Origin of the sequence: Dokdonella sp. (genome assembly GCF_041395345.1) — a bacterium.
Classification (GTDB): domain Bacteria; phylum Pseudomonadota; class Gammaproteobacteria; order Xanthomonadales; family Rhodanobacteraceae; genus Dokdonella.
The window spans coordinates 172,199-190,786 of record NZ_JAWLAR010000007.1; the positions used below are offsets into that span (position 1 = coordinate 172,199).

Here is an 18,588-nt window from a genome sequence, read left to right on the forward strand (position 1 = left end):
GCGCAGGAAAATCCGCGCGGCGTCGATGGCGATTCAGCCAGCCAACCCCCGCCCTTGTCTGCGTCCATGGTTGACGCCGACACATCGAGCAAGATGCATGACTTCCTGTACGCAATGTACTCACTGAAACGCTCGGCCCCTGAAGATGTGGCCGCCACTCTCCGAAGAACGCCTGCACAAGGTGCTGGCCACGGCAGGTCTCGGTTCCCGCCTACCGCATGCTGGAAGGGCGCATCGAAACCGGCGAAGTCGATCCAACGGCGAAGTTGCCGCTGGAGCCTGAGCGTCCATGCAGAGATCGCGTCGAAATCGACGGCAAGAAGTTCGTCGTCATCAGCGACAACACCGAACACGCGCAGGTCATCGTCTACAACAAGCCCGAGGGCGTGATGACGACGCACTGCGCGAGGATCCGGACGCCCGACCGTATTCGAGCATCTTCCAAGATTGAAGGGCGCACGCTGGATCGCGGTGGTCGCCTCGACATCAACACGACCGGCCTGCTTCTGCTGACCACCGGCAGGGTCTCGCCAACGCCCTGATGCGCGAGCTCGAACTCGAGGCGCGAATACATCTGCCGTGTGCATGGCGAGGTACCGATGAAGTCATCGAGCGCCTGCGCAACGGCCGTCGATCTCGAAGATGGCCCGGCCCATTTCGACGAGATTGCCGTGATCAGTCGTGGTGGCGGTCATTCGTGGTTCCGCGTGGTGATCCGCGAAGGGCGCAGTCGGGAGGTCCGCCGCATGTGGGAAGCCACGGTCGGCCTCATGGTCAGCCGACTCAGAAAGCGCATTCGCTACGCTGTCGAGTTGCTCGCCTGCTCGAAAGCGCGAGCAAGAGCGCCAGTCCAGGCCCGATCAGATCAAGACCTTGCGCAGAGGCTTGCGGGGCAGCCAGAGCGAAGCCACGCTCACGCTGGCCCCGGTCATCGGCCAGCGCCGCAGCTCGATCACGGGTTTCGTCCGGATCCGAAATCCCAGGCCTGGACCGGCACGCGTACGGAAGAAGCGCGTGAATTCGGCCGGATTCGACCGCATGCGCGATGAGCCCCTGGAAGTCGCCCTCGTCAAACAAGGGCAAGCGCTCGCGCGAGGCGGTGGCCCCCGCCCCTCCCGCCCGCGCGCCAAGCCCGGCAAGAACGAGCTCCCAGTATGTCGATCAGGCTTGAATCCGGCCGTACTGCGCCTGGTTTCTGATTCACCGCAGCCAGGCGCGCACCAGAAGCGGGGTTCTGGCAGCCGTGGCCCGGCTCGGGCAATCAGGCTGGCCAGAACAATCCGAACTCAACCAGGTCCGTGGCATAGCCGCGACCCGCGCCACGAAGCGAATGATGGAAGCCGGCCGTTCCGCGGCGTCCGCAGCGCAGTGGGCCGGCCCAGGGCAATCGCAGCCGCAATCCTCAGGATGCGTCCGGCAACCGAACTCGCGCGGGATGACCCAGGATACGCAGCAATCGGGCGCGCAGGCCGACGGCAATCGCGAACAGGGGATCTGGGGCAATCGCGGCAACACCAGCGGCAATGCCCGCCGTGGTGAAATGGCCCGCGCGGGAACTCGGCGCCACGTGGGGCAATGGCGGACCAGGCGGAAACCGCAGGGTCCGCGCGCAAGCAGGGTGGCGGCAACCGAAGGGGGCCGGGCTCGAAGAGTTGACTGTTGCTGGCTCGAACCAGGAAAAACGGCGCAGCTTGCGCCGCGCCGTTTTCTCGGGACTTCGCTGGAAATCCGCCGTTAGTCGAGCTTGAGTCCCTTCTTGTTGCTGTTGCGGCGCTTGGCTTCCTTGGCGGCATAGTCGGCTTCGCAGCCATTGCGCTCAACCATGACGCAGCTCAGGTAGTCGGTGACTTCGACGAGAACCGCGCGAATCGCCTTGCCTGCAGGCGTGTTCTTTTCACTGGCCAGCGCACCGCCAAAACCGCCGCAGATACGCCAGCGCTCACACCGCCGCCGGACGTGCGCCCTTCAACCGTGCGCGAAAAATCGATCTCGCCGGTGGTCGCGTTGACCACACGAATATCCACCGCGACGTAGGCCTCGCTCTTCTTGCCGCAGGGATATACCCTTGAAGCTGATTCCGCCGCCGGTGCTCGCGGTATTTTCCTCATAGGCCGATACCGTGCCCATGATCAGATATTCCGCACCGGTCAACTTGCCGATATCCGCACCGGTTCCGAGCGTACGCGACCCGAAGCAGCGAGATTCTGTTCTTCAACACCTTCAGTTTGGCGCGCTCCACACGCGAAAACTGCCGGTGCTCGACAACTCGTTGGACAGCATGCCGGAAAGCTCCCAGCCCACCCCGCCGCGCCACCAGCCGGCGCCAGACTCGTTCTTGAATTCAGCCACGCCAACAGAGGTTTTCCACCCTGCGCAGCGGCCATGCCCGCAAACCCCAGCCCGGCCAGGGCCAGTGCGGCGACGACAAATACCTTCTTCATCTCAACTCTCCCAATGTATTTCGACTTGCAACGCTCTCGTTACCCAGTCGAATCCGAGCAATTACAGGTACCTCTGCCCCGACGCCGGCGGCTCTTGTTTTCAGCCAGATGCGACGATCAGGTGCATTCTAGCAGGGCCCGGCATCCGGAAGCAGGCTTGATCGCCATAGACACCGGCGATCCGTTCACGTACAGGTGTGCGCTTGCTCACACGTGTCGATGGAACCTTGTGCGCTCGCGCGGATCATAGCCTGCGCGAAACCAACGGTTAACCGTGCCGACACAAGCAATCCTTATGCTTTGCGCACCACGAAATCGAGCCCGACAGCCATGCCCTCACAACGCCAGACCGAAGCCAACATTCTCGGCTACCAGCTCGACAAGGATCTCGAACTCGGCCACGCTGCACCGCACTATGAGGTGCGCGCCCCTAAACGACGCGGCGATCGCCAGCTTCATCAGGCCGCCGCTCAGCCGAGCAATTCATCGTCATGTGCGAACTCGGCCAGCTTCCTCGCCGAAGCGGTACTCCGGCCTACTAGGAAGACTCTGATCGGGTGACGCAAGCGCGAGGGTAACTCGTCCGCACCCGAATCCGCGGAGATGCTGCGCAAGTCGTTTTGCCTGAACAAGACCAAGCGGCCGCATTCGAGTTCCTTGCCACTCGGCCGTGATCGCGTAAAGAAGTCTGCCGGTACCTGCGGAGCAACAGGCCTTGGTGACGTCGTAATCCTGCACAACCCGCGCTGTTCGAAATCGCGCGACACTCTGGCGTTGCTCACCGAGCGCCGGCATCAGGCCCACGGTGGTCGACTACCTGAACGCCCGATCCGCCGGACGCCGTCGAACTGGAACGCATCCTCGAGATGCTGGGACTCCGCTTTTCCGCGAACTGATGCGTCGCAATGAAGCCGAATACCGCGCCCTCGGTCTGGATGACGAACGTCTTGGGCATGCCGAACTAATCAGGGCCATGCGTGCTCATCCCGCGCCTGATCGGCCTTCCCATCGTTGGTCGCCAACGGAAGGCCGCCATCGGCAGACCACCGAGTCGGTACTGGATGTTCTCTGATGGACAAGCTGCAGGGCATGCAGTTGTTCACCCGGAGTGGTTGACTCCGGCAGTTTTGCTGCCGGAGCTCATTTCTAAATGGGCATATCACGGGCACTTGCGAGCAAGTTGATTCAGAATCTCGAAGAAAAACCGGCGTGCGCCTTCTCAATCGCACGACGCGCAGGATCAGCCTGACCGATCCGGGCAGAACTATACGAACGCGTCAGCGAGATGCCAGCCAGCCTGGCCGAAGCCGAGCCGAAGCAACGGCGCAATTGCAGGTGGAGCCGCGTGGACGCATGCGCGTCAGTGCACCCATTTCGTTCTCCGTTCACCACCTGGCTCCGGCATTTTCCGAGTTTCAGCGGCGTTTTCCACTGGTCGAACTGGAGCTCGAACTGAATGATCGTGCAGTCGATCTTGTCGACGAGGGGATTCGACATGGCGATACGCATCGGCAAGCTCCGCCGGATTCATCCCTGGTCGCACGAAGGATTGCGCCAGCCTGCCTTGTCTTGACCGCCTCACCCGCCTATCTGGAACGGGCCGGCACGCCCAGGCACCCATCCGAACTGTCCCATCACAACCTGCTGATCACCGCCATCGACGCGTCGCGACGAGCTCGTGCTAGAGCGCGACGGAGAATCCGTTGCGACAAGAATTCACGGCAACCTGCTCGTCAACAATGGCGACTACATCGCGGCGGCCACCCTCGAGGGCCATGGCATCAGCGTGCTGCCCACATTCATTATCGGCAATCGCATCAAGAGCGGCGACCTGGTTCCGGTTCTGGCTGACTGGAAGGTGCCGCCGATCGCGATCCATGCCGTGTACGCCCAGACCCGGTCCCTGCCTGCCAAGACGCGCGTGCTGATCGATTTTCTGGTCGAGCGATTTGGACCTGAGCCCTATTGGGAGGAATCCTGCGCGAGCCCGGGCAAACTCCCGACAAGTACGACTACCGACCCAGGCTGAAATCGTCAGCATCCATCCACGCCGGAAAGCGCTGACGGAAAGCAGACAGCGCCGAAGCATCCAGGCTTGCAGTCACGATTTGCTCCTGCTCTCCCAGCAGTACGAGCGGTTTGCCTAGAAAGTCGATCACCGCGCTGTCACCGGCATAGGCGATACCGTTGCCATCCTCGCCCACTCGATTCACGCCGATGCAATAGCTGAGATTCTCGATGGCCCTGGCCTGCAGCAGCGTCGACCAGGCATTCCGGCGCGGCGCCGGCCAGTTGGCGACGAAAAGGATCAGATCGTAGTCGAAGCGGCCGGTTTCCGCATCGTGCCGGTTGCGCAGCCAGACTGGAAAGCGCAGGTCATAGCAGACCTGTGGACAGATTCGCCAACCGTTCAGCTCGACGATGAGGCGTTTCTTTCCGTCAGCATAGCGTTCGTGTTCGCCCGCCATGCGAAACAGGTGGCGCTTGTCGTAGTACTCGCAACTGCCGTCCGGACGCGCCCAGATCAGTCGATTCACGCACGTCTGCCCTTCCCGGATCACCAGACTGCCGGTTACAACGGCATCCACTTCGGTGGCCAGGCCTCGCAACCAGCGCACGCCCTCGCCGTCCATCGGTTCAGCCTGCCCCAGGGTTTCGTTGGTGAACCCGCTGAGGAAGGTCTCAGGCAAAACGACCAGATCGGATCGACCGCGCAGCGAACGCACAAGCCCGCCGTAGTAGTCGCGATTGGCCGCCGCGTCATGCCAGCGCGTTGCGCCCTGGACCAGTGAAACCCGCAGAGTGGATGGCGTCATTGGCCTGACCTCAGAGTGAACTCAATCGCTGCGCCGCCGTACGCAGAACCTCATCGGACTTTGCGAAGCAGAAGCGAACCAGGCGCATGTCCGCGGGTGGCGACTCGTAGAACGCGGAAATCGGTATGGCCGCCACACCTGCCTGCGCGACCAGCCACTCGCAGAAGCTGAAATCGTCCTTGTCACTGATTTCGGAGTAGTCGACCAGCTGGAAATACGCTCCAGCGACAGGCAGCAGCCTGAATCGCGTCGGCGCGAGCAATTCGCGGAAGAATTCGCGCCGCGCCTGGTAGAACGCTGGCAACTGCAGATAGTGCTCGGGTTGTTTCCCAAGTACTTCAGCCAAAGCCACCTGGGCCGGAGTGAACGTGCAGAACGTCAAGTACTGGTGCACCTTGCGGAATTCAACACTCAGCGCCGCAGGCGCCACGCAGTAGCCGACCTTCCACCCGGTGCAATGGTAGGTCTTGCCGAACGAGCTGATCACGAAACTGCGCGCAGCAAGCTCGGCATTGCGCAAGACGCTCTGGTGTTCATCGCCGTCAAAGACGATGTGTTCGTAGACTTCGTCGGAGATGACCAGGATATTCGTGTCCCGCGTGATCGCTGCAAGCGCGTCGAGGTCCGCCGCGGAAAATACGGCCCCCGAAGGGTTGTGCGGCGTATTCACGATGATGGCGCGCGTCCTCGCCGTAATCGCGTCCTTGACACGATTCCAGTCGACCGAGAAATCGGTCGGATCCAGGCCGACATGGATCGTGTGCCCGCCATTGAGGTCGATCGCCGGTTCATAGCAGTCATAACAGGGGTCCAGGACGATGACCTCGTCGTCCCTGCGGACAATGGCTGCAATGGCCGCAAACAAGGCCTCGGTAGCTCCAGACGTCACCGTGACTTCGGCGCCGGCGTTCACGTGACAGCCGTAGAGAATCTCGCACTTGAGCGCGATCTGCTCGCACAGGGCTGGCCATCCGGTGGATGGTGCGTACTGGTTCTTTCCCGAGTTCATGGCCTCGGTCAAGGCATCGCGCAGTGCCTGCGGACCATCGAAATCCGGAAAGCCCTGGCCCAGATTGACCGCCTTGTGGCTGGCGGCCAACTGGCTCATTACGGTGAATATCGTGGTGCCGACTCTTGGCAGCTTGGTTTCAATCTTCATCGCGAACCCGTTGCCCAACAAAGAGAAACGGCGCGTGATTGAACACGCGCCGTTGCACACGATAACCCAGATTGAGCCAAGAGTTGGCCGTCTATATGCTGAAATCAGCCGCCGCTTTCACCTGTCGCGGCACCTGCCTCGACTTCGCCGCCCAGAATGACTCGGTTCAGTCTCTGCACAAAGGCAGCGGGATCCTCCAACTGGGCTCCCTCGGACACCTGGGCCTGCTCAAGCAGCAGCAGGGCAAGGTCCTTTGCGCGCGCCTCATCGGACTCGCTCTCGAGTCGCTTGAGCAGGGCATGGTTGGGATTGATTTCGAGTACGGGCGCAGCGTCCGGCATTTCATGCCCGGACTGCTTGAGCACACGACGCAGGTGCAAGGCCATGTCGTACTCGTCGAGGACCAGACACGAAGGGGATTCGGTCAGGCGACGGCTGACCTTGACGTCGCTGACCCGATCTCCGAGCAGTTCCTTGAGCCTGGCGACCACTCCGGAAGCGGCCTCCTCGCTGGCCTTGTGCGCCTCGGTTGCAGCCGCATCGAGTTCGATTTCGCCCTTGCCGACGTGGCGCAGCTTCTTTCCAGCGTATTCGGTCAGGTAGCCGGCCATCCATTCATCGATACGATCCGACATCAGCAACACTTCGACGCCCTGTGCGCGCAGTGCCTCGAGTTGCGGGCTGCCCTTGGCCGCTGCGTAGGAGTCGGCCGTGATGTACCAGATCACTTCCTGGCCAGCCTTCATGCGACCGATGTAGTCGTCCAGTGACACGGTCGGCGCCGAGCCATCCGATGCGGTCGAGGCAAAGCGCAGAAGCCTGGCGATCCGTTCGCGGTTTCCGGCATCCTCGGCGATGCCCTCCTTGAGGACGCTGCCGAAAGCTTCCCAGAAGGTTGCATATTTGTCGGGCTCGTCAGAGGCCAGCTTGTCAAGCAGGTCGAGAACGCGCTTCGTGCAGGCGCCCTTGATGCGATCCACCTGGCGATTCTGCTGCAGAATCTCGCGGCTGACATTGAGTGGCAGGTCGTCGGAATCGACAACACCACGCGCGAAGCGAAGATAGGCCGGCAGCAGCTGCTCGCTGGCATCCATGATGAAGACGCGGCGGATGTAGAGCTTGAGACCCTTGCGCTCCTCGCGACCATTCATGAAATCGAAGGGTGCCTTGGCCGGCACGTACAGCAGGGAGGTGAAGTTCTGGTTGCCTTCGACGCGATTGTGCGTCCAGGCCAGCGGATTGCTGAAGTCGTGACTCAGCGACTTGTAGAAGTTCTGGTAGTCCTCGTCCTTGAGCTCGCTCTTCGGTCGCGTCCACAGAGCAGACGCCGAATTCACCACCTCCCATTCGTCGGTCGGCTTGCCATCGACCTTCCTGGGCATGCGGATCGGGAATCCGATGTGGTCAGAGTACTGCGAGACGAGACTGCGCAATTTCCAGTCCTCAAGAAACTCGCTCTCGTCCTTCTTCAGATGCAGGGTGACCGTGGTACCACGATGTGGCAGGCTCACGCTCTCCAGCGTGTACTCGCCTTGCCCGTCGCTCTCCCAGCGTACGCCGTCGCCTTCGGCAGCGCCGGCCCGGCGGCTGCTGACGCTGACCCGGTCCGCGACCACGAAGGCTGAATAAAAACCCACGCCGAACTGTCCGATCAGGCGGCTGTCGGCTTTCTTGTCGGCAGCCAGGGATTCCAGAAAGCGGCGCGTGCCGGAGCTGGCAATCGTGCCCAGATTGGCCACGAGTTCCTCGCGATCCATGCCGATGCCATTGTCGTGCACGCTCAGCGTGCGCGCTTCGGCATCAAGGGATATGTCGATGCGCAATTCGGAATCCTCGGCCATCCACTCCGGATGAGCGATCGATTCGAATCGCAGCTTGTCACAGGCGTCGGAGGCATTGGAAATCAGTTCGCGAAGGAAGATTTCCTTGTGCGAGTACAGGGAATGCGTGACCAGGTGCAGGACCTGGGCCACCTCCGCTTCGAATTTGCGGGTTTCAGTCGCAGTGGTCATGGGCAAAGGCCTTCAGAAGTGTCTGAGCTGCCTTGCTGTTGGGGGCTGTCGGGGTGCTTTTCAAGCTCCCGGGCCCGATCCGCAAAACAATACGGCCGCCAGGCGGCGGCCGTATTGTGACGAGGAGCATAGACGCGACTCAATGCTCCAAGAGGAATGGCTTTGGCTTATTCCTTTTCGGTGATCGGCGTGTTCAGATCTTCCTTGATGCGCGCCTTCTTGCCCTGCAGCCCGCGCAGGTAATACAGCTTCGCACCACGGACCGAGCCGCGGCGCTTGACCACGACCGACTCGATGATCGGGCTGTGCGCCTGGAACACGCGCTCGACACCGGTACCATGCGAAATCTTGCGTACCGTGAACGCGGAGCTGAGGCCCGCATTCTTCTTGGCAATGACCACGCCCTCATAGGCCTGCACGCGCTCGCGGTTGCCTTCCTTGACCTTTACGTTGACGACAATCGTGTCGCCAGGGCCGAATTTCGGCAGGGTGCGGCTGATCTGTTCTGCTTCAAACTGTTGGAGGAGGTTCATGGCATTCACCAGTATCGTTGGATTCAATGTGCAGGTTCGACTCCAGTCGCCCTGCGATTACTTGACCGCCCGGTATTCGCGACGGAATTCTTCAAGCAGCGTGCGGGCCTCATCATCGAGTTCCACACGCGCCAGCAAATCGGGGCGCCGCAGCCAGGTTCTTCCAAGAGCCTGCTTGCGTCGCCAGCGCCGGATCATCGCGTGATCACCCGACATGAGCACTTCCGGCACCTTGCCGAATTCATCTTCAACCGGCCGCGTGTAGTGCGGGCAATCCAGCAAGCCTCCGGTGAAGGAATCCTGCTCGGCGGACTGCGCGTCGTTCAACGCACCCTCCTGCAACCGCCCCACCGCATCAATCACGACCGCTGCCGCAAGCTCTCCGCCGGAAAGGACGTAGTCGCCGATGGATATTTCCTCATCGACCAGATTTTCCAGCACGCGCTCGTCAACACCTTCGTAGCGTCCGCACAGCAGGATCAGTCGATCCAGCCGCGCGAATTCTTCAACCTTTTCCTGCGAGAGCCGCGCTCCCTGCGGACTCATGTAAACCACCCTGCCCGGCTGCGCCGCCTGGGCCTGAGTACTGGCCAACGCGTCGCGCAAGGGGTCGATGGTCATCAGCATGCCGGGGCCACCCCCGAAAGGCCGTCCGTCGACCGTGCGATGGTTGTCGGTCGCAAAGTCACGCGGGTTGCAGGTACTCACCTGCAGCAATCCGCGCTCCTGCGCCCTTCCCACTACGCCTATTCCGGCACAGGAATCGATGAATTCGGGAAACAGCGTGATGACGTCGATGCGCATCGAGCGGTTTCCGGTCAGTCCGATTCCTAGAACTCCGGATCCCAATCGACCGTTACCCGGCCGGCATCGAAATCCACAGTCTTCACGTATTCATCAAGCACGAAGGGCAACAACCGCTCGCGCTCACCATCCCGCACTACCATGACATCGTTGGCTCCGGTCGCAAGCAGATGCGATATCCGCCCCAGCGCGACGCCCTCGACAGTGACGACTTCGAGTCCTTCGAGGTCGGTCCAGTAGTACTCGCCAGGCTTCGGCACCGGCAACGCCGAGCGCCTGACCTTGATCTCGCATCCGACCAGTTCCGCAGCGCGGTCCCTGTCGAAAACATCCGGCAAGCTCGCAACGATGCCCTTGCCTTGCTCCCTGCCGCGGCAACCTTCGATTTCTCGCTCTCCGGACGGGGAACTCAGCATCCACGGCTGGTAGCTGAAAATCCGGGTTCTTGGTTCGGTGTAGGACTCGAGTTTGACCTCGCCCGCCACACCGTGGAGCCCGACGATCCTGCCAACCAGGATCAACCGGTCACCCGCTGCAATCACGCCGCTTGCGCAGCCTGCTTGCTTGCTGCCTTGTACAGCGCCCGAACCTTTTCGGTCAGCTGCGCACCCTGCTCAACCCAGTGCTTGACGCGCTCGGTGTCGAGCTGGAGCTTGACATCCTGACCGGCAGCGATCGGGTTGTAGTAGCCGACGCGCTCGATATTGCGACCGTCTCGCGCATCGCGCTGATCGGCAACAACGATGTGATAGAACGGGCGCTTCTTGGCGCCGCCACGTGAAAGGCGAATCTTGACCATGGTATCTCTCTGATATTGCTGAAGTTTCCGGCGCGCACGCCGGGAAACAACCGGGTCGGGCCAAGGGAGCCGGGCATTTTAGCGGATTTGCAGGAAAATGAAAGCCCTGCAAGCATTTGCGTGCGTTTCCGAGGATTCTCAGCGTTCAAGGCGAAAGGCAAATATTCGCCCCCAAAATTCGCCGAAGCGAGATTCCCCTGCCCCAGTCCAGCGAAAATCGATCCGGCAGGGTAGTCTTCTCGCTCCGCCCGGCCCAACCCCTTGCGGGGCAATGCATCCCGTCGTATCGGGATACCCGGTAGCATCGCGCGCCAGATTATCTGGTTTTCCGCCCAACAACCATTGAGGCAATCCGGTTTGCAAATCCGAAAATCTCCGCTTCTTCTTGCTGCGCTGAGCGGTCTGCTTCTGCTGGTCGCTGGCATTGCATGGCTGATGCAACAGCACAGCAGATATCAGTTGCCGGATTCGACCCCGGTACTCCTCATCACCGTGGATACCCTGCGCCCGGACACTCTGGGTTGGGTATCGGGCGACAATGCAACACCACATATTGATGCGCTGGCAAGAGGAGGTGCGGCCTTCGCTGACGCGGTATCTCAGACGCCGCTCACCCTGCCATCGCATTCGAGCATGATGAGTGGCCGCAATCCGGCTCGGCATGGTATCCGGGACAACGGGCAGATCCTGCCTGCTTCGGTAGACGTGCTTGCCACCCGGCTGAACGAGGCCGGGTATTCAACGGGGGCATTCGTCAGTGCCTACGTGCTGCGCGCCATGTTCGGACTGGATCGGGGTTTCGACCACTACGACGACGAGCTGACCTCTGGCGCTGAGGGCTGGCTCGATCGGCCGGCAGGACAGACGATCGACAGGGTGCTGCCGTGGATACGCGCGCAGCGCGGCAAGCCCTGGTTTGCATGGATCCATCTCTACGATCCGCATACGCCCTACGCACCCCCTGCCGGGTTCGAGGGAACCGACGCGTTTTCCAACTATCAGGGTGAAGTCCGATATGTTGATCAGGAACTCGGGCGATTGCTGGAAGCGGTTGAGGGTCTCGACCCGAAGCCACTGATTGTGCTGACAGCGGACCATGCGGAGGCCTTTGGCGAGCACGGTGAATTCGAACACGGCCTGTTCATCTACGACACTACAACGCTGGTCCCTCTGATATTCAACCACCCTGCGATAGCGGCTGCACAGCCGGGCTACCAGCCACGGCTGATTGATATCGCGCCGACCATTCTGGACTTGCTGGGCAAACCAGGCCTGGCCGGAAGCGACGGAATCAGTCTTGTTCCCCTGCTCTTCGGCAAGACTCGGGAAACGCCTCCGGCCTATTCGGAAACCTTTCATCCCTGGACCACCTACGGCTGGTCGCCGTTGGCAGCGTTGCACGATGGCGGCTGGAAGGTAATCGATGGTCCCGTACCCGAGCTCTACAACCTCGCCATCGATCCCGGTGAACAGAACGACCTCGCTGCAGATCAGCCGGCCCGAACCGACCGGATGATCCTGGAGCTCGATCCATCACGCTCACCCGGGGACCTTATCGATTCAACCCGAATCGAAGACAACGCCACGATGCAGAAGCTGGCCAGCCTTGGCTATCTTGGGAGTGCCTCAACCGCCAGCGTGCCCACTTCAGGCTTGCCCAATCCGGCCAACATGCTGAAAGAGCGCGCAATTCTTCTGCGAGCGGAAAGTTTGTTGCGTAGCAACAGGTTGGAGCAGGCCTTGGCGGCCTTTGACGAAGTCCTCCAGACGGACCCCAGAAACCGTTTCGCGACGCTACGCTCTGGAATCAGCTTGCTCAAACTGAATCGATTGCCGGAGGCCGTGATGCGCCTGAAAGCAAGCCTTGCGCTCGACCCAAGCCAGGCGGAAACCCACTATGCATTGGCAGATGCACTGACGCGCAGCCAGCAGTTCGAGGAGGCGGCCGAGCAATGGATGGAAACCGTCAAACTGCAGCCGCGCAGGGCAGCCGCCTGGGGAAACCTCGCTCTTGTGCTGAGCACGATGAACAGGGACGAGGAAGCCCGGCGCGCTATCCATACGGCACTGGAGATCGAACCTGACGATGTGCGCCTTTTGCAGAATCTCGCCATTCAGCAGCGCAAGGAAGGACTGACGGCTGAAATGATCAAGACGCTGGAACGAGCCGCGAGCGTGGGTGGCGATGAATTTACCCTCAAGGCGCTGTATGGCCTGGAACTGTACGACCTGGGCCGAATCGAAGATGCCGAGCCATGGCTGCGCAAGGTTGAGTCAAACGAAGCGAATTATGCGGAATCGCGATTCAGACTGGCCCAGATCAGCTTGCGCAACGGCCATAAGGAAAAAGCCGCGCTACTTCTGGATCAGGCGATTCAATCCAATCCAGCACTGCTCCCGGTCGCAAAGTCAGACAAGCAGCTTTCAGGCCTGTTGACGGAAAGCACTGAGGCGCACCGAGATGGGCGAAATACTCACAAGGGCCAATAGTCAGTCATCCCAGCGGAGGCCGGGATCTCGTTTCAGGCTTATGCTGATCGAGAGTGGCGCAATGGAAAAACTTGAAAGGATGTGCAGGTTGTCTTCAATCTTGCTGACCGAAATTCTTCGGTAACTTGCTGACCACGCCTGTCAATCGCTTCTTGCGACCGCTTTCTCCGATGGCGTCGATGTAGTAGTAGTTTGTTACGGTTGAATCAGCACTTTCATCGACGTACCGATAATTCGATTTCTTCTTGTCGAGGCCGACACCTTTCACATCCGGTTCCTTGTCTCGCGGAATGATTCTTGAATTGATCCGCAGGAAGGGACCCTTGGGATCGACCGCCCTGTAAATGATGTAGCCGTACACTCCCTCTTCCTGCGAACTGGACCATTGCGGGACTGGTGCATCCTGGCCCGGATTCGGTCCAGCCGACGCAACCGAACCGAGACAGGCAGAGTGGCGGCCAGAGTAATCAGCAAGGCCCTCATTGCTTCTTCTCCAACTCGATGGTCGTGCTCTTGACGGTGATGTCGTCGGGGTCTCCGAGGTCGTTTGTCTTTACGCCAATGGGGACAACAATTCCGTCAATCGGAACCTTGAGATCAATCTCGTCGTCGACAAATTTTACGGTAATGAAAGTCCGCAACCCCCTCTGGCCTTCATCGAGTCAGAAAGAAACAACCAGGTCGGCGCAGCCGCATACAGGGCTCGATCTTCGCCCCCGGGGCGGGCTTCCCCGTCTCGACCCTTTGGATCTGGACTTCACCACCACCTCGGCGATTGATTCTCAAGGTCGTCTTTCGGTCCTGCCCTTCTGGAACCGCGCCCATTGTCACAGGGAAAGGCGAGATGCCGTACTTGCTGAAAGCCCGCACGACTACAGGAGGAATCTCCGAATCGCTGTCTTCAGTTACATTGGACTCAATCAGGATTCTCCCGACATTCAGGCCAAAGGGTGGCATCGAGGATATCGTGCCAACCACTTGCCGCGATTGTGCAGAGCCGTTTGGCACACTGGAGAACGATACGTCCAGCCAATCCGGCTTGGACAACACCCTTGTGAACTTCAGATCAGGTACGTGGTGGGATGTCACTTCAATCGTGGACTGCAAGGATTGTCCGGGATAAATATCGCCGAAATCCATCACAATCAACTCCGGCTCATAAGCGGTCTGCACGAAGTATGGCACTTCAAGCAATTGCGTCGGCAGTGATGAGTCATCGTACTTGATCAGAAAGTTGACCTGACTTCGTCCAATGCCTTCGGGAAACACGTAGTCCAGGGTAATCACACCCCTGGCTCCCGGAGCCAGAGTCGAGGGATTGGCTACACCTGAGCCGGAACCCTTGCGCGGAAATATCGAACTGATCGTGATCGAGCGGTCATTGGCGTTTACGACCGAGAATTTCAGCTGCCGTTTGTCACCAACGAAGACCTCGACGGGCATCGGTTGTAGTGGCGCGATCTGCAGAACCTGGGGGTTCTTGGCGTCCCATTCGGCGGACGACACGGGGGAAAGCGCAGGGACGGAACCGACGGCGGCGCATACAAGCAGATTTCGGCCAACTCAGTCGTCCTGGTTGTCCGTGGAGTTTTGCATGTGTCATTCTTGTCTTGATCTCGGAAACAGAAGTGGAGGTTGGGAAACACGCATCCTGGCGGTGTTGAATTGAACCCGGACCAAGGTTTGGGACAACTCAACCGTGCCTTCGTTCACCCTCCTGACCAACACGCAGGCAGAGGGGAATAGACCCACAACAGACGCGCTCGCCACTTGACGATATACCGTGGCCAGCAAAGGAAAAGCCTCTTGCGTCCTTATCTGGGAAAGCCACGAAAAGAAGAGCCGCACCTGAATGCGACTCCTCGTCCGATACCCTTGAATCCGAATCAGTCGACGATTGGTGACTTCAACCGGAAGCGTGCCGGTCACGTCTGGCTTGATGTAGGGCCTGATTCCTGACCATTCCAGTGAAGAACAGGTCCGGCGTATGCAGCGCATGGGTTCCCGGCGCGGGTGAACGCTGATGGTTTCCGTGCAGGTCCGATTACATTGTCTGCGCCGGTCACGCAGAGGTGTTGACATTGCATGTGCCCAAAACGTAGATGGATCCGTCATAGGTTGAGCTCGTCGTCGACTGCGAAATGGTCACGCTCGCACCAGCCGTTGTCGTGAACGTATAGATCTGATCCGGGCCCTGCACCTGAGTGTAGTTTCCATTGCAGGCAATCGGGATGTCGTTGACAGTATTCGTTGCGCCCGTTGTGTCACCGGAATCACTGAACGGAAGCGCTGCAATGTTCGAGGCCGTGCCGCAGGTATCGCCGCCGGCGAAGACTTCCGCGCCACCCGGCGAGACGATGTTGTTGCGCTCGTCAGCCTTGGTCAGGAACTGATCGGCCGACGCGGCGCCGACGACCAGGAAATTTGCGAGAACTGCCACCAGAATTTTGGTTTTCATCATTGTTGTCCTACCCCAAAGGTTGTAATCGTCACGTGAAAAACACCAAGTAAACCCGCCGGCACAACGTGGTACCTGCGCGCAAGTCAAGCCCATCCCTGCTGTACGTACCCCAAGCCTAAACCATGAGGCGTCGAAGAACAACGCATTTGCAGGTTAACCGGCCTGTTCAGGTTGACGCCGGCCTGGTCCTGACCGCGCGTTTCCGGGCAGTCCAGCAGGCATCAGCGCGGCAAACCCCCGGGGCCGCCCATGCCGCCCATCCCCTTCATCGCACCCTTCATTTGCCGCATCATGCCCTTCATGCCGCCGCTGCCCAGCTTGGACATCATCTTCTCCATCTGCTGGTACTGCTTCAGGAGGCGGTTCACGTCCGCCGGTTGCTGACCTGAACCGCGGGCCACGCGGGCTCGGCGGGAGCCCTTGAGCAAATCCGGATGGCGGCGCTCCTTCTTTGTCATCGAATTGATGATGGCGATCATGTGGATGACCTGCTTGTCGTTGACCTTGGCCTTGACCTGCTCGGACATTGCGCCCATGCCGGGAAGCTTGTCGATCAGCGAGGCCATCCCGCCCATGTTGACCATCTGCTCAAGCTGGCTCTTCATGTCGTTGAGGTCGAAGCGCTTGCCCTTCATGACCTTATCGGCCAGTTTCTGCGCCTGCTCCTGGTCGACCTTGCGCTCGACTTCCTCGACCAGGGACAGCACGTCGCCCATGCCGAGGATGCGCTGGGCCAGACGGTCCGGATGGAACGGTTCCAGTGCGTCGGTCTTTTCGCCGGCTCCGACAAACTTGATCGGACGGCCGGTGATATAGCGCACCGACAGGGCCGCGCCGCCACGTGCATCGCCATCGGTCTTGGTCAGGATGACCCCGGTCAGCGGCAGCGCATCGGAAAAGGCCTTGGCGGTATTCGCCGCATCCTGTCCGGTCATGGCATCGACCACGAAGAGCGTCTCGACCGGATCCAGCGACGCATGCAACTGCTTGATTTCCTCCATCATCTCGGCGTCGACATGCAGGCGGCCGGCGGTATCGACAATCAGCACGTCGGCGAAATTCTTCTTTGCCGCATCCAGCGCGGAAGCAGCGATTTCGACCGGGCTCTGGTCCGGTGCCGATGGGTGGAACAGGACCTCGCACTGGCCGGCCAGGGTGCGCAACTGCTCGATGGCGGCCGGACGGTACACGTCACAACTGACGACCATCACCTTCTTCTTGCGCCGCTCGCGCAGGAAACGCGCCAGCTTGGCCACGGTCGTGGTCTTGCCGGCACCCTGCAGGCCAGCCACAAGGACAATCGCCGGAGGCGCTGCAGCGAGGTTCAGATCGGTATTGGCCGACCCCATGACGACGGTCAGCTCGTCACGCACCACCTTGATCAGGGCCTGGCCCGGGGTCAGGCTCTTCATGACCTCCTGACCGATCGCGCGCACCTGCACTCGCTGGATCAACGCCTGCACGACAGGCAAGGCCACGTCGGCCTCCAGCAGCGCAATGCGCACTTCCCGCATCGACTCGCGGATATTGGCTTCGGTCAGACGACCACGACCGCGCAGGCGTTCGACAGTTGAAGAAAGGCGCTGGCTCAGGGATTCAAACATGGGCGGAGTTTTCGAGGTGAAATCAGCCCGCAAGTATATCAGCGCGTGGAGCACGCATCGAAAAGACATCGAGACCGCAATCCGGCCAGCCGGACCGTCGGAACTGGCACGTTCCCGCACAAACCGGCCTGTGCCAAACTCGCCCCATGCCGACCCAATTGCTCAGCGCATTCGCGATCGCCGACTATCTGATCGCCGCCATCCTGCTGGCCATGCCGATGGCCCGCCTGCCGGCAACCGCACGCGGCATTGGCATGGCACTGGCAGCCCTGGCTGTTGTAGTCCATGCAACGATCATCTTCGGCCTGCATCACGGCGGGCTCGATCTGCATTTCTTTGCCTCGCTGTCGGTCTCCGGGCTCGGTATCGCCGCGCTGACCCTGCTGGTCAGCCTGTTTCGCCCGATTGCGGCCCTTGGCGTGCTGGTCTTTCCTCTGGCCGCGCTGTTCCTTGGTCTGGATGCCTTCGTCGCCGGCCCCACGACGGCACAGCCGATGGAATGGCAGATCAAGCTGCATGCCACGTTTGCCCTGCTCGCCTACAGCCTGCTCAGTATCGCCGCCTTGCTGGCCATCCTGCTGGCCCTGCAGGAGCGAGCACTGCGCAAACGCAAACTCGATTCCGGACTGTTCCGTGCCCTGCCCCCGCTGACCTTGACCGAAGCCCTGCTGTTCCGCCTGATCGGCGCGGGTTTCGTGTTCCTGACCCTGACCCTGCTCAGCGGAGCGCTGTTCGTCGACAACCTGTTTGCCCAGCATCTGGCTCACAAGACGATTCTCTCGATTGCATCCTGGATCGTATTCGGCGTGCTGTTGTTCGGACGCTGGCGCTGGGGCTGGCGTGGCAGTCGCGCCGTACGGCTGACCCTTGCAGGCATGATCGTCTTGCTGCTCGCTTTTTTCGGCAGCAAGTACGTGCTCGAGATCGTGCTGGGTCGTTCGGCGTAGCGGGATTCGGGATTCGGGAAAAGCATGACGCCGCAGCGGCAAATGGACTGCCACCGGTGGGTGGTGAGCGTACCGGACCCGACCATTCGGAAAGTCGCTCCTTCCCTGAAATCATCCGAATCGGAGTCGCTGGGTGTAGCGGAGCGGGAAGTCGAAAACGGCGTCTAGATTTCCGAAGTAGCCGATAGCGCATCGCCGAGCCGATCAGCGGCAATGATCCGAAGATCTCCGATACGCAGACTCTTCGGCGCGTTCGCCTTGGGCACGATGGCATGGCGGAAGCCGTGCGTCGCGGCCTCGCGCAAGCGCTCTTCGCCATTCGGTACCGGGCGTATCTCGCCCGACAGCCCCACTTCGCCGAAGGCAACGAGTTTCTCGGGCAAGGCGCGGTCACGAAAGCTCGACAGCACGGCCAGCAGTACGGGTAAATCCGCAGCGGTTTCCTGCACGCGGATGCCACCGACAACGTTGACGAAGACATCCTGATCGAACACGGCTGCACCGCCATGCCGATGCAGCACC

19 protein-coding genes and 2 pseudogenes are annotated in these 18,588 nt (G+C 60.5%); 8 read left to right on the forward strand and 13 right to left on the reverse strand.

From position 1 onward, the window contains the following. Window positions 1-218: 218 nt before the first annotated feature. The gene (locus R3F00_RS08445) at window positions 219-542 is read left to right on the forward strand and encodes a hypothetical protein (RefSeq protein ID WP_371281333.1); all 324 of its coding nucleotides are present in this window, start codon (window positions 219-221) and stop codon (window positions 540-542) included. 57 nt (window positions 543-599) lie between these two features. After that, the gene (locus tag R3F00_RS08450; protein WP_371281334.1) at window positions 600-1,049 is read left to right on the forward strand and encodes a hypothetical protein; all 450 of its coding nucleotides are present in this window, start codon (window positions 600-602) and stop codon (window positions 1,047-1,049) included. A gap of 783 nt (window positions 1,050-1,832) precedes the next feature. Here R3F00_RS08450 and R3F00_RS08455 read toward each other — a convergent pair. After that, a pseudogene (locus R3F00_RS08455) lies at window positions 1,833-2,349 on the reverse strand (CsgG/HfaB family protein). Between the two features lie 422 nt (window positions 2,350-2,771). On the opposite strand from R3F00_RS08455, the gene R3F00_RS08460 reads away from it, so the two are divergent. The 4 genes and pseudogenes from R3F00_RS08460 to R3F00_RS08475 all read left to right on the forward strand — a co-directional run bounded on the left by R3F00_RS08460 (window position 2,772) and on the right by R3F00_RS08475 (window position 4,470). Then, window positions 2,772-3,002 (forward strand): hypothetical protein, encoded by a 231-nt coding sequence (locus R3F00_RS08460; RefSeq protein WP_371281335.1) that lies wholly within the window; start codon window positions 2,772-2,774, stop codon window positions 3,000-3,002. A gap of 244 nt (window positions 3,003-3,246) precedes the next feature. Then, window positions 3,247-3,513 (forward strand): ArsC/Spx/MgsR family protein, encoded by a 267-nt coding sequence (locus R3F00_RS08465; RefSeq protein WP_371281336.1) that lies wholly within the window; start codon window positions 3,247-3,249, stop codon window positions 3,511-3,513. Between the two features lie 263 nt (window positions 3,514-3,776). Further along, window positions 3,777-4,106: pseudogene (locus R3F00_RS08470) on the forward strand (LysR substrate-binding domain-containing protein); the annotation flags it as partial. 13 nt (window positions 4,107-4,119) lie between these two features. After that, complete coding sequence (locus R3F00_RS08475; protein WP_371281337.1) at window positions 4,120-4,470, forward strand: LysR substrate-binding domain-containing protein; 351 nt, start codon at window positions 4,120-4,122, stop codon at window positions 4,468-4,470. Here R3F00_RS08475 and R3F00_RS08480 read toward each other — a convergent pair. From R3F00_RS08480 to rpsP, 7 genes are all read right to left on the reverse strand, one after another. Beyond that, window positions 4,454-5,257: an amidohydrolase gene (locus R3F00_RS08480; protein WP_371281338.1), complete on the reverse strand. Its 804-nt coding sequence runs from the start codon at window positions 5,255-5,257 to the stop codon at window positions 4,454-4,456. The genes R3F00_RS08475 and R3F00_RS08480 overlap by 17 nt on opposite strands. Before the next feature lie 10 nt (window positions 5,258-5,267). Then, the gene (locus R3F00_RS08485; protein ID WP_371281339.1) at window positions 5,268-6,416 is read right to left on the reverse strand and encodes a methionine aminotransferase; all 1,149 of its coding nucleotides are present in this window, start codon (window positions 6,414-6,416) and stop codon (window positions 5,268-5,270) included. A gap of 104 nt (window positions 6,417-6,520) precedes the next feature. Beyond that, window positions 6,521-8,428, reverse strand: a complete 1,908-nt coding sequence (htpG, locus tag R3F00_RS08490) for a molecular chaperone HtpG (protein WP_371281340.1) — start codon at window positions 8,426-8,428, stop codon at window positions 6,521-6,523. 167 nt (window positions 8,429-8,595) lie between these two features. Further along, the gene (gene rplS, locus R3F00_RS08495; RefSeq protein WP_371281341.1) at window positions 8,596-8,961 is read right to left on the reverse strand and encodes a 50S ribosomal protein L19; all 366 of its coding nucleotides are present in this window, start codon (window positions 8,959-8,961) and stop codon (window positions 8,596-8,598) included. A gap of 57 nt (window positions 8,962-9,018) precedes the next feature. After that, window positions 9,019-9,765: a tRNA (guanosine(37)-N1)-methyltransferase TrmD gene (trmD, locus tag R3F00_RS08500; protein ID WP_371281342.1), complete on the reverse strand. Its 747-nt coding sequence runs from the start codon at window positions 9,763-9,765 to the stop codon at window positions 9,019-9,021. Between the two features lie 26 nt (window positions 9,766-9,791). Further along, window positions 9,792-10,304, reverse strand: a complete 513-nt coding sequence (gene rimM, locus R3F00_RS08505; RefSeq protein ID WP_371281360.1) for a ribosome maturation factor RimM — start codon at window positions 10,302-10,304, stop codon at window positions 9,792-9,794. Then, window positions 10,304-10,564, reverse strand: coding sequence for a 30S ribosomal protein S16 (rpsP, locus tag R3F00_RS08510; protein ID WP_371281343.1), 261 nt, complete (start codon window positions 10,562-10,564; stop codon window positions 10,304-10,306). The genes rimM and rpsP overlap by 1 nt, the downstream gene beginning before the upstream one ends. A gap of 435 nt (window positions 10,565-10,999) precedes the next feature. On the opposite strand from rpsP, the gene R3F00_RS08515 reads away from it, so the two are divergent. Then, a complete protein-coding gene (locus R3F00_RS08515) occupies window positions 11,000-13,054 on the forward strand; it encodes a sulfatase-like hydrolase/transferase (RefSeq protein ID WP_371281344.1) in 2,055 nt (684 codons plus the stop codon). Window positions 13,055-13,148: 94 nt separating this feature from the next. On the opposite strand, the gene R3F00_RS08520 is transcribed toward R3F00_RS08515, so the two are convergent. From R3F00_RS08520 to ffh, 4 genes are all read right to left on the reverse strand, one after another. Further along, window positions 13,149-13,415: a hypothetical protein gene (locus tag R3F00_RS08520; protein WP_371281345.1), complete on the reverse strand. Its 267-nt coding sequence runs from the start codon at window positions 13,413-13,415 to the stop codon at window positions 13,149-13,151. Window positions 13,416-13,708: 293 nt separating this feature from the next. Beyond that, the gene (locus R3F00_RS08525; protein WP_371281346.1) at window positions 13,709-14,560 is read right to left on the reverse strand and encodes a hypothetical protein; all 852 of its coding nucleotides are present in this window, start codon (window positions 14,558-14,560) and stop codon (window positions 13,709-13,711) included. Between the two features lie 556 nt (window positions 14,561-15,116). Further along, the gene (locus tag R3F00_RS08530; protein WP_371281347.1) at window positions 15,117-15,512 is read right to left on the reverse strand and encodes a hypothetical protein; all 396 of its coding nucleotides are present in this window, start codon (window positions 15,510-15,512) and stop codon (window positions 15,117-15,119) included. Window positions 15,513-15,736: 224 nt separating this feature from the next. After that, window positions 15,737-17,119 carry a signal recognition particle protein gene (ffh, locus tag R3F00_RS08535; protein WP_371281348.1) on the reverse strand — a complete coding sequence of 461 codons (1,383 nt, stop codon included), beginning with the start codon at window positions 17,117-17,119 and terminating at the stop codon, window positions 15,737-15,739. 146 nt (window positions 17,120-17,265) lie between these two features. Between ffh and R3F00_RS08540 the strand changes: the two genes are divergently transcribed. Further along, window positions 17,266-18,066 (forward strand): inner membrane protein YpjD, encoded by an 801-nt coding sequence (locus R3F00_RS08540; protein ID WP_371281349.1) that lies wholly within the window; start codon window positions 17,266-17,268, stop codon window positions 18,064-18,066. A 164-nt stretch (window positions 18,067-18,230) separates the two neighbouring features. On the opposite strand, the gene R3F00_RS08545 is transcribed toward R3F00_RS08540, so the two are convergent. After that, window positions 18,231-18,588 (reverse strand): magnesium chelatase domain-containing protein (locus R3F00_RS08545; protein WP_371281350.1); only part of this gene is annotated, 358 nt, incomplete at its 5' end.

What these genes read in the sequence shown, in the direction of transcription:
- rplS (WP_371281341.1), bottom strand. Translation starts at nt 8,961, where the DNA reads ATGAACCTCCTCCAACAGTTTGAAGCAGAACAGATCAGCCGCACCCTG.
- R3F00_RS08540 (WP_371281349.1), top strand. Translation starts at nt 17,266, where the DNA reads ATGCCGACCCAATTGCTCAGCGCATTCGCGATCGCCGACTATCTGATC.
- R3F00_RS08450 (WP_371281334.1), top strand. Translation starts at nt 600, where the DNA reads ATGAAGTCATCGAGCGCCTGCGCAACGGCCGTCGATCTCGAAGATGGC.
- R3F00_RS08530 (WP_371281347.1), bottom strand. Translation starts at nt 15,512, where the DNA reads ATGAAAACCAAAATTCTGGTGGCAGTTCTCGCAAATTTCCTGGTCGTC.
- htpG (WP_371281340.1), bottom strand. Translation starts at nt 8,428, where the DNA reads ATGACCACTGCGACTGAAACCCGCAAATTCGAAGCGGAGGTGGCCCAG.
- R3F00_RS08460 (WP_371281335.1), top strand. Translation starts at nt 2,772, where the DNA reads ATGCCCTCACAACGCCAGACCGAAGCCAACATTCTCGGCTACCAGCTC.
- trmD (WP_371281342.1), bottom strand. Translation starts at nt 9,765, where the DNA reads ATGCGCATCGACGTCATCACGCTGTTTCCCGAATTCATCGATTCCTGT.
- R3F00_RS08445 (WP_371281333.1), top strand. Translation starts at nt 219, where the DNA reads ATGCTGGAAGGGCGCATCGAAACCGGCGAAGTCGATCCAACGGCGAAG.
- R3F00_RS08480 (WP_371281338.1), bottom strand. Translation starts at nt 5,257, where the DNA reads ATGACGCCATCCACTCTGCGGGTTTCACTGGTCCAGGGCGCAACGCGC.
- rpsP (WP_371281343.1), bottom strand. Translation starts at nt 10,564, where the DNA reads ATGGTCAAGATTCGCCTTTCACGTGGCGGCGCCAAGAAGCGCCCGTTC.
- R3F00_RS08515 (WP_371281344.1), top strand. Translation starts at nt 11,000, where the DNA reads ATGCAACAGCACAGCAGATATCAGTTGCCGGATTCGACCCCGGTACTC.
- R3F00_RS08485 (WP_371281339.1), bottom strand. Translation starts at nt 6,416, where the DNA reads ATGAAGATTGAAACCAAGCTGCCAAGAGTCGGCACCACGATATTCACC.
- ffh (WP_371281348.1), bottom strand. Translation starts at nt 17,119, where the DNA reads ATGTTTGAATCCCTGAGCCAGCGCCTTTCTTCAACTGTCGAACGCCTG.